Source organism: Sphingomonas sp. HMP6, assembly GCF_013374095.1.
Classification (GTDB): Bacteria; Pseudomonadota; Alphaproteobacteria; order Sphingomonadales; family Sphingomonadaceae; genus Sphingomonas.
The window spans coordinates 1-13,312 of sequence record NZ_AP022672.1 but is presented as its reverse complement, the minus strand read 5'-3'; the positions used below and the strand labels follow the sequence as shown (position 1 = coordinate 13,312).

Sequence of the window (13,312 nt, the reverse complement as noted above, 5' to 3'; positions counted from 1 at the left end):
ATGACATCGCAGACTAAATGGTTGCTCGCGTCCAGCGCAGGCGCGCTGGCTTGTATCCTGGCGACGCCGGCGGTGGCCCGGCCAGAGGCACCGGCTCCGACCGGGTCGGCCGCACCGACCGCGCCGTCAGCCGTGGCGGCGGAGGAAGACCAGGAGATCGTCGTCACCGGCGCACGCCCAATCGCCGAATCGGAAGCAGCGGCGCTCAATATCCAGCGGGATTCGGATTCGCTCGTCACCGTCGCGGCGGCCGATGGCGTCGGTCGGCTACCCGACCAGAATATCGCGCAGGCGGTCGGTCGTCTGGCCGGTGCCGCGGTCGAGCGAGACCAGGGTCAGGCGCGTTACATCAGCTTGCGCGGCGCACCCAATTACTGGACGACGCTGTCCTTCGACGGGATCAACGTGGTCAGCCCCGAAGGGCGCGATGCCCGCTTTGATTCGATCCCGTCGGCGATCGCGTCAAAGATCATCGTATCCAAGGCGGTGACGCCCGAAATGCCCGGTGAAACCGTGGCGGGCAACGTCAACGTCATCACGCGCTCGGCATTCGACTACAAGGGTCTGAACGTAAGCGGCAAGGCCGGGTTCGGCGTCGCCGAATATGGCGACCGCAACCAATATGAAGCCTCGCTCGTGGCGTCCGACCGGTTCCAGGTCGGCGGTGGCGAGATCGGGATTTTGGTCTCGGGCAGCTATTTCGAGCGCGGCCAGATCACCGACAATTTCGAAACCGATTATGAGCGCGTCGGCAGCGAAATCGGTGCGACCAATGGGCTGACCGCGCCCACGACGGGCAACGACAAGCGCCCCGGCTGGGAAAATCGTTTCTGGGCGCAGGAGACCGAGAACAAGCTGTATCGCCTCACCCGCCGCAATTGGTCCGCCTCGGGTCGGCTGGACTGGAAACCCGACGACGCCAACACCATTTCGCTGCGGTCGATCTACACGATCTTCACCGACGACGAAGCACGCGACAATTACCGCTTCGATCTCGACGATCGGCAGGGCGATCTGGCGCTCAACACCGCTGCCTGCCCGACCACGGTGAACACTACGCCGACGACGAGCGGCTATGGCGATGTCTGCGTCGGCAACACGCCGCAAAAGGGCACGATCTACGGCATCGACATCCGCCAGCGCTCGACGCTGCGTGCCTTCAAGCAATCGATCTTCACTAACACGGTCGCCGGTGACCATGACTTTGCCGATGGCTGGCATGCGATGTGGCTCGGCAATTACACGCAATCTAAGGACGATCGCTCGGTCGTCGGCGAAGCATCATACGAAAGCCCTTCGACGCGCACCCTGCGCCCGACGGTAGGCTATGACTTCAGTGACCCGAACCGGGGCAATCTGACGCTGTTCACCACCAATCAGTTGAGCGGCCCGACGCGGTTTCAGGCGGGCACGCAAGTGACGGCGATCGACACCTTCACCAAGCCGGCATCGTCGTTCACCGTGCTCGACGCCGTCGACACGACCGATGCCTATACGGCCAAGCTCGTCCTTACCCGGCGGACTGGCTTCCTCGGCGCCGATGCGACGTTCAAGGCGGGCTTCCAGTTCGACCAGCGCACCAAGGTGGCCGACGAAAAGAACATCGTTCTTGGCTCGGACAGCGCAACCCGCGCGGCACAGTTCGCCACGATCGGCTTGCCCAGCGATTACAACCAGTTCTCGCTCGACCACGGGTTTCTCGGCAAGCTGCCGATGGGCTACACCTTCCGCTATTTCGATACCGACAAGATGCGTGCGGTGTCCGCGGCGGCGCGCGCCAACTTCGCTTTCAGCCCCGTAACGAGCAATAATTACGACGTGCGCGAGCAAATCTTCGCCGGCTATCTGATGGGCACGCTGAAATATGACTGGGGTTCGATCCTGGGCGGCGTCCGCGCCGAGCATATCAAAAATCGCGGGTCGGCCGTTAAGTTAATTGGCAGCACGCCAAGCGGATTGGTTACCGCGGAGTCAAGTCAGACGCTGTTTTTCCCGAGCCTTCACATGAACTACAATGTTGACGACACCAAGAAGCTGCGGCTCTCGTTTAACTCTGGCGCAGCGCGCGCGGACTATGACCAGCTCCGCCCAAATATCGTCATCAACGACCCGAACCAGACGATTTCCAGCGGCAACCCCGATGTGAAGCCGGAACGCGCTTATGGCGTCGATGCTTACTTCGAATGGTATATGCGTCCGCAAGGCTATCTGTCGGTCGGCGCGTTCTACAAGAAGGTGAACGACGTCCTGTATCGCCAGACACGCAAGTACGGATCCACCGACCTGGACGTTGGCGCGAATCTTCGGTCGAACTATGATTTCTCGCGGATCACCAACGGTGGCGATGGACGCGTGTTCGGTGTCGAAGCCGCTGCGCAGCTGCAGCTTGAGCCCTGGACGAAGAACCTTGGCCTGCCCGACTGGATGGGTGGTTTCGGCATCAGTGCCAACCTCACACTTAACGACAGCCAAGTTACCAAGCCCGCGATCGGCCTGATCCCCACGCGCAAGGTACGGCTGCCCGGCACATCGGACATGGTCTACAACATCGGCGGCTATTACGAAAAATACGGCCTGTCGCTGCGCCTGCAATATCAGCGCCGGTCGAAATGGCTCGACGGCATCGCCGACGATCTGACCGATGCCGGAGACACCTATTGGGCGGCGGATGACGAAATGGATTTCTCGGCACGCTATGCGATCACCAAGAATTTCGAAGTTTTCTTCGACGCGACCAACCTGCTGAACCAGCCGGGGCGGCGCTTCTCCGATCCGGGCAATCTGTTGCGCGCGACCGGCACCCCTTCTCCGGATACCTCGGCGCAGACGATCGAGTGGGAGCGTTTCGGTCGTCGCTATGCCGGTGGTGTGCGGATCAACTTCTGATGCGGACACTTCACACCGCCGCGCTGTGCAGCCTGCTGTCCCTCGGGATGGCAGGTTGTGCCACCACCGCGACCCGCCCCGCATTCTCGACCGCGCCGACGGCGACGGTGCAAGCGCGCGGGCAGACCGACGCGGTCGGCACCGCCAACGCCGATGCCGCCGATGACCCCGCGATCTGGCGCAACCCGGCTGATCCAGCCGCCAGCCTGATCGTCGGCACCGACAAAAAGGCCGGGCTCTACGTCTATGACCTGCAGGGCAAACAGCGCTCGTTCATCAATGCCGGCCGGGTCAACAATGTCGATCTGCGAGACATGGGTGCGGCCGGAATCATCGTCGCGGCGAGCGACCGTAGCGATCCGCTAAATGCGCAACTCGCACTGTTCCGGCTCGATCCTAAAGCCGCGACGCTGACCCCGCTCGGCAAAGTCTCGGCGGGCACGGGCGAAGCATACGGCGTGTGCCTGTACCGCGAAGGCGGCACGCTGTTCGCGTTCAACGTGATCAAGGACGGCACGATCCGGCAAGTCGCGCTGACGCTCGGCAACGCGGCGCCGACCGGCCAAATCGTGCGCACGATGAAGCTCGCCACGCAATCCGAGGGCTGCGTCACCGACGAGCGGACGCATCGGCTGTACGTGGCGGAGGAAGATGTCGGCCTGTGGCGTTTTGACGCCGCGCCCAACGGCGCGACCGCTCCAGTCAAAATGGCGTCGGCCGACGGCTATCAGATCGTTGCCGATACCGAAGGCGTAACGATCGCACCCGAAGGTCAGGAGAATGGCGGCTATCTGCTCGTCTCAAGCCAGGGCGACAACGCCTATGCGGTCTATCGGCTTTCCGATGACGCCTATCTTGGCCGCTTCCGCATTGGCGCGGGCGCGATCGGATCGACCGAGGAGACCGACGGTATCGACGCGGTGGTGGGCGATTTCGGACCCGGCTATCCCGGCGGGCTGTTTGTGGCGCAGGACGGGCAAAACGCCCCGGCGGCGCAGAATTTCAAGCTGGTCACCTGGGCCGACATCAAGGCAGCTCTCAGCTTACCGTGACAGCCGGGGTGACGGCCGCATAACCGCGGTACGTCACCCCGCCGAAGCCCAGCGGACCTCGTCTTGGCTCCACGAGATGAACGCCTCTTCATCCATCGGCGATGCGACGGCATACCCCTGAATCACGTCGCACCCGATGATCCGCAGGATCTCGGCTTGCGCATGGCTCTCGATCCCCTCGCCCACCGCCTCGCAGCCCAGACCATGGATCAGGCCAATCACCGCATGCGCGATACTGCGCGCGTCGGCATCCTCGGCGATATGTTCGATCAGGCTGCGATCGAGCTTGATCCGGTCGATCGGCAAGCTGCGCAGGCGCGCCAGGTTGGAATAACCGGTGCCGAAATCATCAACGGCAATCGTCGCACCGTCGGCGCGGAGCAAGGCGATCGCCTCGATCACCTCGCTACTACAGTGCATCGCGAGCGTTTCACTGATCTCCAGCTCGAGCAGATGCGCCGGCGCATTGGCCGCGCGCATTGCCTCGCGCAGGCGACGAAAGAAGGTCGCATGGTCGAGTTCACGCGGCGAGACGTTGACGGCTAGCCGTTGCTCGATCCCGATCCGGCCCCAGCGTGCGATCGTCTCGGCAACGGTGTGGACGACCCACTCGCCGATCTCGACGATCAGCCCGGTCTCCTCGGCACGTTCGAGGAAGCTGCCGGGCAAGCGCAGGCCGTCGCGCGGGTGACGCCAGCGCAGCAGCGCCTCGGCAGCCACGATGCGACCGTCCTCCGCGCCGACTTGTGGCTGGAACACGAGGGTGAATTCGTCGCGATCGATCGCCTCGCGCAAATCGCTTTCCAGCACGGCGCGCTCGGCGATCTGCGCGGCGAGCGCTTCGGTGAAATGTTCGGCGCGACCACGGCCGCTCGCCTTGGCGTGATACATCGCGGCATCGGCCGCGCGCATCAGGTCAGTCAGCGATTCTCCGTGTTGCGGGCGCAGTGCAATGCCGATCGACGCACCGATCGTGACCTCGGCACCCGCGAGATCGAACGGCTCGGCAAGCGCGAACAACACGCCGCGCCCGATCCGCGCGGCCTCGACGCTATCGCCAAGCGTGCTGAAGAACATGGTGAATTCGTCACCCGCCAATCGCCCGATCAAGGGGGCCGGACTGCCTGGTGGGACCGCCACGCTTTCGGCGACTGCACGCAGCCGGTTGGCAACCATCCCGAGCAACATGTCGCCACAGGCATGTCCCATCGTATCGTTGACCGCCTTGAAACGATCCAGATCGATAAAGAACAATGCCCCGCCCCCGCGCGTGCCGGGGCCGATCGGCGCCTCGACCAACAGGCGTTCGCACGTGCGCCGGAAGTTGGTGCGGTTGGCAAGACCCGTGACCGAATCAAACATGGCGAGGCGGTGAACACTGTCGAGGTTGGCATTCAACTGTTCGAACAGGCTTTGCATTGCCGCCGCGAGTTGCGGCACGTTCACGGCGATTTCCGGGGGAATCTCGCCGCTTAGATCGCCGTGCGCGGCACGGGTGAGGCGCGCGATCGCCGCATCGATGGCGGCGGCGGTTGCAGAAATGCTGCGCTCCGCCGATGCCCAGCACATGGTGGCACAAACCACCGCCGGGATCAGCGCGCGCGAGATATTGGTGATGTCGACGCCGCCGCTCGACGTCGCGACAAGCGCCAGAATGAACGCAACCGCCCCGGCGCACATCGCGAACACGATCGCGCGGCTTTTCAGCGATACCTCGTCCATTGCGATGTCGCGTGACTCCCACCCCGGGCACAGTGCTCGGACCCGGAAGGACCATGCCAGCTAAAGGTTAAGACTTTCGCGAAGGTGCCGTCTGCGGACGCGGCTTGCGAAGGATGATATACAGCGCCCCTGCCCCGCCGTGGCGCGGATGGGCGGCGCGCACCGCCGCAATCGACGAAGCATGACGCGAGCCGGCCAGCCAATCCCCCGTCGCCGCCCGGATCGCGCCGCGCGCGTGCGGCCGTTCGCTGGTGGGGCGCGGCGGCTTGCCGGTGATGAGCAGGATCAGGCGGTTGCCGCCCCGGATCGCGGCGTCCAACGCGGCATCGAGCAGGTCGTGCGCGGAGTGGAGGGTGTGGCCGTGCAGATCGATCGTGCGGTCGGGCGACACGAGACCGCGGGAGAGTTGGCGGTCCCACGTGCCGTCAAGAGTGTTGGCGGGCCCGGATGATGCGGACTCCGTCCGCTTTGCGCCAAGTCGAGGAGCCATATCCGGGACTGTGGCCCGCACTATGGGGGTGGCCCTGTGACGAGCCGGTGCCACGTCGACGTTCGGCACGAACGGCTTGGGTGCAGGTGCAACGAGCGACTTGGCGACGGTCGATGCCGGATCGATCGCCCGTTTCGCCTTCATCGGCCGCACGCCTGCCATCACGCGCGCCCATAGCGCCGCTTCGTCAGGGCTGAGCGGACGCGTTCCCATTGGCCCTCTCATTGGACAGGCGGGCAAGCGTACCGACCGGCAGCAGCAGGAACGCGGTACCGCGCGCCGCCATGCCGCCGGCGGTCGCCTCGGCATCGGCACCCGCGCCCCAGAAGGTATCGATCCGGTTGGAGCCCTTGATGGCACCGCCGGTGTCCTGCACCACCCACAGGCGGCTTGCATCCGCACGGTCCATCGACAGCAGGACGGGCGCGCCGAGCGGCACGAAATGAGGGTCGGCAGCAGCACTCACGCCGCCGGTCACCGGCAGGCCCAGCGCACCGAGCGGCGGGCCGGAAAGCTCGCGGAAAAACACGTAGCTCTTGTTTTCGCGCATGATGTCGCGGCCCTGCTCGGGATGATCATGCAGCCATTGGACCAGGCCCTGCATCGAACTCTGCCCCGGCGCGAGCAGACCGCGCTTCTTCATCAACGCGCCGATGCCGGTGTAATCGCGCCCGTTCTGCGTGTCATAGCCGATCCTGACGACCGAACCGTCGGGCTGCCGCAGCCGGCCAGACCCCTGAATTTGCAGGAAGAACAGCTCGACCGGGTCGGCCGCCCAAGCGATCACGGGTGCGCGTCCGTCGAGCGTGCCCTGCTCGATCGCGGTGCGATCGTCATAGGGCACGAAGTTTTGCCCGACGACGTGTCCGCGAATCCGCTTGCCCTTGAGCGTTTCGCTGAATGCGCCCAGATCGACCTCCGCCAGATCGCGCGGGCGGGCGTAAACCGGAACGTCATAGCCACTGCGCCGATCACGCGATCCACGGATTTCGGGTTCGTAATAGCCCGTTGCAAAGGCTTTGCCGTCGCCGACCTGCACCGCCTCGAAATATTGCGCGAAGAACGCGCGCGCCTCGCCACTGGGCACGGTGGCAGCGGCGGTGCAGGCCGGCGTCCAGTCGCTGCCGCGCGTCAGGCCTGAAATGTCGGGCCGACGCTGGAGCGACGAACAAGAGGATCGGAAGGCAGTCAGCACGCGCGCCGCAACGGGCTCGTCGATCGGCAGCGTGTAAAGCGGTGGCCCGGCGATCACGCCCGCGCTCGCCGCGTTTGCGGTACCGGGAGCGACGACCGGCGCCGGTTGCGGCGCGATCGGGGTCGCGCGAATTGGCACAAGGGCGGCAGCGGGGCGATATTGGCTGGGGCGCTCGATCTGGCCGCCGCCGCAGGCCGCGAGCAGGAGGGCCAACCCGACACTCGTTTGTCGCCGCAAGATTTTGTCGAGCCGCAAGCGCGCTACCCCTGAATCATGCCGGACCTTTTCCAGCAGCCACCGTACGTCAAAACGACGGCGTGATCTTTGCGGCATGGTGACCCGCGGAACAAGTCTGGCGTGCCGATATTTCGAATGGAGCGATCGGACGGCGCCCAGCGCGCGCGTTATGCCTCGTCGGTATCGGCGAGTTTCCAATTCACGTCTTTGCTCTTGAGCGTCCGCGCAAAGGTCCAGATGTCGTGCGTCTCAACCGCGTCGGTCATCGATCCGGCAATCACTGTGCCGTCCGCATCGCGGGTCACCGCAGCGATATCGGCATCGAAGCGCACCGTAATCCGCGCCAGCTTACCTTCGAGCGCCGCATCGGCGATCATGGCACGCTCGATCGACACCAGACGGTTGTCGAGCACATGCCCCGCCGTGGTGCGCGCGAGGATCGCCTGAGTGAAGGCGTCACGCACCTCGTCCTCGGCGAGCCAGCCGAGCTGTTCCTCATCACCCTTCCAATAGGCTTCCAGGATCATCCGATAGGCCGACTGCGCGCCTTCAAGGAACCGTGCAACATCGAACGACGAATCCGCTGCGATGATCGCGCGGACGCCGGCTTCTGCCTTCGGCTCGACTGCGCGGCCGATCGGCTCGCGGCCGTCGGTCACCGCCTCGATCGGGCGCTGTACGACGGTCAGCCGCGCACGTTCTTCGGCTGGCCGGGGAAGCGGCTGCTCGTGGCCGGTACGCTTGCCGAGCACGCGGTACAGCTGCAACGCCATGAACCCGGCCACCATTGCGAGAATTACAACTAAGAACACTTGGCCTCCGGTCCGTCCTGCGATCCTGCTACATAGGCGTAACGGGCCGCGGATTCAAATGATGCGATAGCAACCCCAGCGGCGGGCCATGTTGAACTCGGCGTCACCCCCTGCTAGGCGCGCGCCTTCGACAGCGGCACATAGCCGTGGCTATACGGACAGGAATAGGACGAAGTTCCATGAGTGAGCAGGACGACGGCACGATTAACGGCGACGGCCCGTACGAAAATGGCGGCGCACCGCTCGCCAATGGCGAGGATACGGCACCTGCCGCAGGCCTGATCTCGCAATATGTGAAAGACTTGTCGTTCGAAAATCCGAACGCGCCGGCGATCTATCAGAACCAGATCGCCCCCGCGATCGATGTGCAGTTCAACATTGCGTCGGCGCAGGTCGGCGACGACGTGTATGAAATCGTGCTGCGCATCGAAGTGAAGGCAGAGGCTGAGGGCACCGTCGCGTTCCTCGTCGACTTGTCGTACGCCGGCTTGTTCGGCTTGCGCAATTTCCCGGCCGAACATCTCCAGCCGTTCCTGCTGGCCGAGGCACCACGCTTGATCTTCCCGTTCGCGCGACGCGTACTGGCCGACGCGATTCGCGACGGCGGCTTCCCGCCCTTGATGCTCGAGCCGATCGATTTCGGCGGCGCGTTCATGGCGCAGCAGGAATCGGGCGACGTGATGGGCACGATCGGGACGGCGTGATCACTACTCGTCACCCCGGGCTTGTCCCGGGGTCCACGGTGCCGCACGATAGTCGCCGAAATGTCGCGCGGCCCGGTGGACCCCGGAACAAGTCCGGGGTGACGGTAATGATTTCGAGATTGGCGCGATGAACCTCGTCAAATCGCTCGGCTCGGTGGGGGGCCTCACGCTTGCCAGCCGCGTGTTGGCGTTGCTGCGCGATTCTCTGGCCGCGCGCTATGTCGGCGCAGGCTTCGCATCGGATGCGTTCAACGGCGTCGCCTTCCGGCTCCCCAACATGTTCCGCGCGCTGTTTGCGGAGGGTGCCTTCTCCGCCGCCTTCATCCCGATGTTCAATAAAAAGGCCGCCGGACCCGACGGGATCGCCGGCGGGTACGTCTTTGCCGAGCGCGCACTGGCCGTCCTGCTGCCGGTGCTGATCGTGTTCACGGTCGCACTGTTACTGGCGGCCTATCCGATCACCTGGCTGTTATCGGGCGGGTTCGCGCGACAGAATCCCAGCCTGGAGCAATTCGCCTTTGCGGTGATGCTGTCGCGGATCACGCTGCCCTATCTCGCACTGATTTCGCTGGCGTCGCTGCTGGGCGGGATCCTCAATTCACTCGACAAATTCTGGGTCAATGCCGCAGCACCGATCCTGCTCAACCTCGCGATGATCGTCGGGCTGTGGGCGTTCCACGGCGCCAACGAATATGAAACCGCGCGGGTTCAGGCGATTTCGGTCACGGCAGGCGGCGTTTTGCAGCTCTTATGGCTGATCTGGGCGTGCCGCCGCGCGGGGGTCGACATGCGGCTGCGAATGCCGCGGCTCGACAAGGACGTGCGCGAGATGTTGCGGCTGATCGTCCCCGCCGCAGCGGGCGCAGGTGCAGCGCAGATCAATCTGCTGATCTCGACCTCGCTGGCCGGGAGCCTGCTTGCCTCGGGGTCGATCACGTACATCTATTATGCCGACCGCCTGAACCAGCTTCCGCTCGGGCTGATCGGTATCGGGCTTGGCACGATCCTGCTGCCGACGATCTCCAGACTGCTGTCGACCGGTCAGGACGAAGCGGCGATGGACACGCAGAACCGCGGGATCGAATTGGCGCTGTTCCTCACCCTACCCGCCACCGTCGCCTTCATGATTGCAGCCGAACCGATCGTGCGCGGGCTGTTCGAATATGGCCGATTCACCGCCGAGGATGCCCGCAAATGCGGCTGGGCGCTCAGTGCCTTTTCGATCGGCCTGCCGTCCTATGTGCTCGTGAAGGTGCTGACGCCGGGCTATTATGCGCGCGGCGATACGAAGACGCCCGTCCGCTTCGCCATGTTGTCGATCGTGGTCAATATTATCGGCAATCTTATCATGATCCCGTGGATCGGCCATGTCGGCCCGCCACTTGCCACCGCGCTCGCCTCGACCGTCAATGTCGCGATGCTGTATGCGACGCTCGCCAAGCGCGGGCATTTCGTGGCGGATGCGCAATTGCGGCGGCGTGTCCCGCGGCTCGCACTGGCGGCGGTGCTGATGGGGGCGACGGTGTTCGCGTGCAGACAGTTGCTCGATCCCTATCTCGGCGGACCGCTGGTGATCCGCTATGCCGCGCTCGGCGTGCTAGTCGGCGCGGGGATGGCGATCTATGTGGTCGCTTGTTTCCTCACGCGCGCTTATCGCATTGCCGATCTCAAAGCGCTGTTGCGCAAGCGTGGTGCCACCTCGAAACCCGTTCAGGAATAACCCATGCGCCCCCATCCCGCCCGGATCGTCTCCGGCATCCAGCCCACGGGCAACCTTCACCTCGGCAATTATCTCGGTGCGATCAAGCAATGGGTTAGCATGCAGGATGCGATGCAGCCGGACGAGGAGTGCCTGTTTTTCCTCGCCGATTTACACGCGCTGTCGCAGCCGGTCGTGCCCGGCGAGCTCAACGCGCACACCACCGAAATGGCCGCGACGCTGCTGGCGTGCGGCATCGACCCGCAGCGTTCGATCCTGTTCAACCAGGCGCGCGTCGCCGAACATAGCGCGCTGCACTGGATCCTCGGCGGCACCGCGCGGATGGGGTGGCTCTCCCGCATGACGCAGTGGAAGGACAAGGCCGGCAAGAAGGGCGAAAGCCAGAGCGTCGGGCTGTTTACCTATCCCGTGCTGCAAGCCGCCGACGTGTTGCTCTATCAGGCGACGCACGTGCCGGTTGGCGAAGACCAGAAGCAGCACCTCGAACTCGCGCGCGACATCGCGGTCAAGTTCAACAGCGATTACGGCGATACGTTCACGCTGCCCGAGCCGTTCATCTCCAAAGCCGCCCCGCGCATCATGAGCTTGCGCGATGCGAGCGCGAAGATGTCCAAATCCGATCCGAGCGATGCCAGCCGCATCAATCTGGTCGATGACGACGACACGATCGCGGGGAAAATCCGCAAGGCGAAGAGCGATGCCGATGTTCTGCCGGACGCGATGGCGGGGCTGGCCGAACGGCCCGAGGCCAAGAACCTGGTGACGATTTATGCGGCGTTGGCGGATGTCACGCCCGATGCGGTGCTGGCGCAGTTCGCCGGGCAAGGTTTCGGCGCGTTCAAGCCTGCGCTCGCCGATCTGGCGGTGGCGACGCTCTCGCCGATCCGGGAGCGGCTGACGGCGCTACTGGCGGACCGTGCGGCGGTAAGCGCGGTGCTGGCCGACGGCGCGGCGCGCGCACGCGCGCTGGCGGCCCCGACATTGTCAAAGGTGCAGGCGGCGGTGGGGCTTCAGGTCTGAGATCGCGCTCCTGCGAAGGCAAGGGTTCGACCGCAAGGCGCGTCGCTTAGCCCTCAAGCTCGCGCAGCAGCACGCGCACCGCGGTGTCGATCTCACGATCCTTGTCGCGCAATTCCTCGATCCGGCGGACGGCGTGGATGACGGTCGAATGGTCGCGCCCGCCGAACTTGCGACCGATTTCGGGCAGCGAGCGCGTCGTCAGGCGCTTGGCGAGGTACATGGCGATCTGGCGCGGGCGCGCGACCACCACGGCGCGACGCGCCGAGACGAGATCGACCGGCTTTAGCTCGAAATGCGCCGAAACGGCTTTCTGGATCTCGTCGATCGTGACGCGGCGTTCCGCACCCCGCAGCACGTCGCCGAGCGTCGCCACCGCGAAGTCCAGGTCGATCGCGCTTTCGGTCAGCTGCGCATAAGCGACGACACGGTTGAGCGCGCCTTCGAGATCGCGAATGTTGGCGGTGATCCGGGCGGCAAGCAGATCGAGCACGTCCGCTGGCACCGATACGCCGGGCATATCGACGAGCTTGCGGTCCAGCACCGCGCGGCGCAGCGCGAGATCGGGCGTCTTAATATCGGCGACAAGACCGCACGAAAGCCGCGAGGTGATCCGCGCCTCGACCCCATCAAGTCCCTGCGGGCAACGATCAGCCGAAATGACGAGGCGTTTACCCGCGCCCATCACTTCATTCATCGTGTGGAAGAATTCTTCCTGCGTCGAATCCTTGCCGGCGATGAATTGTAGATCGTCGACCAGCAGGAGATCGGCCGAGCGCAGCCGCGTCTTGAAGCTGTGCGTGTCGCGATTGCGCAGCGCGGATACGAAATCGAACATGAACCGTTCGGCCGACATCAACAGCACGCGCGCCTCGGGCACCGCCGCCAGATAAGCCGTGCCGATCGCATGCATCAGATGCGTCTTGCCCTGCCCGGTCCCCGAATGGAGAAACAGCGGGCTGAACCGCGGCACGCCCGGCTCGGCCAGCGCGCGCGCGGCATTGAACGCCACGCGGTTGGAAGCATCGACCACGAAACGATCGAAGCTGAAGCGCGGGTCGAGCGGCGGACGATCCGCAATCTTCGCCTCTGCCATTGGAGCGGCGGTTGCGGGCGCTGGGAGCGATTCGACGGTCAGGACCGGCACCGGCGCGGCGGCCACGCCCGTTTCGATCGTGACGCGGCGGACGCCCGGCAGCACGGCGCGGAACTCCTGCAGCAGACGATCCGAATAATGGTTGCGCACCCAATTGGTCATGAAGGCAGACGGCAGGGTGAGGCGGACGGCATCGGATTCCAGCGAAGCGGCCAGCGCCATCGGCTTCAGCCACTGATCGAACAAGCGCGCGCCGGCTGATTCGCGCAAATGTGCGCGTACCGTGCCCCAGGCACGCGTCACCGAATCGTGGTCGGCGCCATAGCTGTGGTTCCCGCTCACACGCGTGGCGACAGTGACTGGCTCCCCCTCATTCATCAC

The 13,312-nt window shown here is 64.7% G+C and carries 10 protein-coding genes; 5 read left to right on the top strand and 5 right to left on the bottom strand.

Features of this window, described 5'->3' with window-relative positions:
- A complete protein-coding gene (locus HMP06_RS00050) occupies positions 1 to 2,886 on the top strand; it encodes a TonB-dependent receptor (protein WP_176495235.1) in 2,886 nt (961 codons plus the stop codon).
- Complete coding sequence (locus tag HMP06_RS00045; protein ID WP_176495234.1) at positions 2,886 to 3,938, top strand: phytase; 1,053 nt, start codon at positions 2,886 to 2,888, stop codon at positions 3,936 to 3,938. Before HMP06_RS00050 ends, HMP06_RS00045 begins: the two co-directional genes overlap by 1 nt.
- A 33-nt stretch (positions 3,939 to 3,971) precedes the next feature.
- Here the strand turns inward: HMP06_RS00045 and HMP06_RS00040 are convergent, their stop codons facing one another.
- From HMP06_RS00040 to HMP06_RS00025, 4 genes are all read right to left on the bottom strand, one after another.
- The gene (locus HMP06_RS00040) at positions 3,972 to 5,660 is read right to left on the bottom strand and encodes a putative bifunctional diguanylate cyclase/phosphodiesterase (RefSeq protein WP_176495233.1); all 1,689 of its coding nucleotides are present in this window, start codon (positions 5,658 to 5,660) and stop codon (positions 3,972 to 3,974) included.
- Positions 5,661 to 5,727: 67 nt separating this feature from the next.
- Entirely contained in the window at positions 5,728 to 6,363 is a 636-nt protein-coding gene (locus HMP06_RS00035; protein WP_232089777.1) for a Smr/MutS family protein, read from the bottom strand.
- Positions 6,338 to 7,549, bottom strand: a complete 1,212-nt coding sequence (gene mltA, locus HMP06_RS00030; RefSeq protein WP_443026521.1) for a murein transglycosylase A — start codon at positions 7,547 to 7,549, stop codon at positions 6,338 to 6,340. The genes HMP06_RS00035 and mltA overlap by 26 nt, the downstream gene beginning before the upstream one ends.
- A gap of 200 nt (positions 7,550 to 7,749) precedes the next feature.
- Entirely contained in the window at positions 7,750 to 8,394 is a 645-nt protein-coding gene (locus HMP06_RS00025) for a Tim44/TimA family putative adaptor protein (RefSeq protein WP_176495231.1), read from the bottom strand.
- 179 nt (positions 8,395 to 8,573) lie between these two features.
- Between HMP06_RS00025 and secB the strand changes: the two genes are divergently transcribed.
- From secB to trpS, 3 genes are all read left to right on the top strand, one after another.
- Positions 8,574 to 9,098, top strand: a complete 525-nt coding sequence (gene secB / locus HMP06_RS00020) for a protein-export chaperone SecB (RefSeq protein ID WP_176495230.1) — start codon at positions 8,574 to 8,576, stop codon at positions 9,096 to 9,098.
- A gap of 127 nt (positions 9,099 to 9,225) precedes the next feature.
- Positions 9,226 to 10,818, top strand: a complete 1,593-nt coding sequence (murJ, locus tag HMP06_RS00015) for a murein biosynthesis integral membrane protein MurJ (protein ID WP_176495229.1) — start codon at positions 9,226 to 9,228, stop codon at positions 10,816 to 10,818.
- 3 nt (positions 10,819 to 10,821) lie between these two features.
- The gene (trpS, locus tag HMP06_RS00010; protein WP_176495228.1) at positions 10,822 to 11,838 is read left to right on the top strand and encodes a tryptophan--tRNA ligase; all 1,017 of its coding nucleotides are present in this window, start codon (positions 10,822 to 10,824) and stop codon (positions 11,836 to 11,838) included.
- A gap of 46 nt (positions 11,839 to 11,884) precedes the next feature.
- Here the strand turns inward: trpS and dnaA are convergent, their stop codons facing one another.
- Entirely contained in the window at positions 11,885 to 13,309 is a 1,425-nt protein-coding gene (dnaA, locus tag HMP06_RS00005; protein ID WP_443026520.1) for a chromosomal replication initiator protein DnaA, read from the bottom strand.
- Between the last annotated feature and the right edge of the window lie 3 nt (positions 13,310 to 13,312).

Bases quoted from the DNA above. Each gene is read 5' to 3' on its own strand.
- HMP06_RS00050 (WP_176495235.1), top strand. From the start codon at position 1: ATGACATCGCAGACTAAATGGTTGCTCGCGTCCAGCGCAGGCGCGCTG.
- HMP06_RS00045 (WP_176495234.1), top strand. From the start codon at position 2,886: ATGCGGACACTTCACACCGCCGCGCTGTGCAGCCTGCTGTCCCTCGGG.
- HMP06_RS00040 (WP_176495233.1), bottom strand. From the start codon at position 5,660: ATGGACGAGGTATCGCTGAAAAGCCGCGCGATCGTGTTCGCGATGTGC.
- HMP06_RS00035 (WP_232089777.1), bottom strand. From the start codon at position 6,363: ATGGGAACGCGTCCGCTCAGCCCTGACGAAGCGGCGCTATGGGCGCGC.
- secB (WP_176495230.1), top strand. From the start codon at position 8,574: ATGAGTGAGCAGGACGACGGCACGATTAACGGCGACGGCCCGTACGAA.
- murJ (WP_176495229.1), top strand. From the start codon at position 9,226: ATGAACCTCGTCAAATCGCTCGGCTCGGTGGGGGGCCTCACGCTTGCC.
- trpS (WP_176495228.1), top strand. From the start codon at position 10,822: ATGCGCCCCCATCCCGCCCGGATCGTCTCCGGCATCCAGCCCACGGGC.
- dnaA (WP_443026520.1), bottom strand. From the start codon at position 13,309: ATGAATGAGGGGGAGCCAGTCACTGTCGCCACGCGTGTGAGCGGGAAC.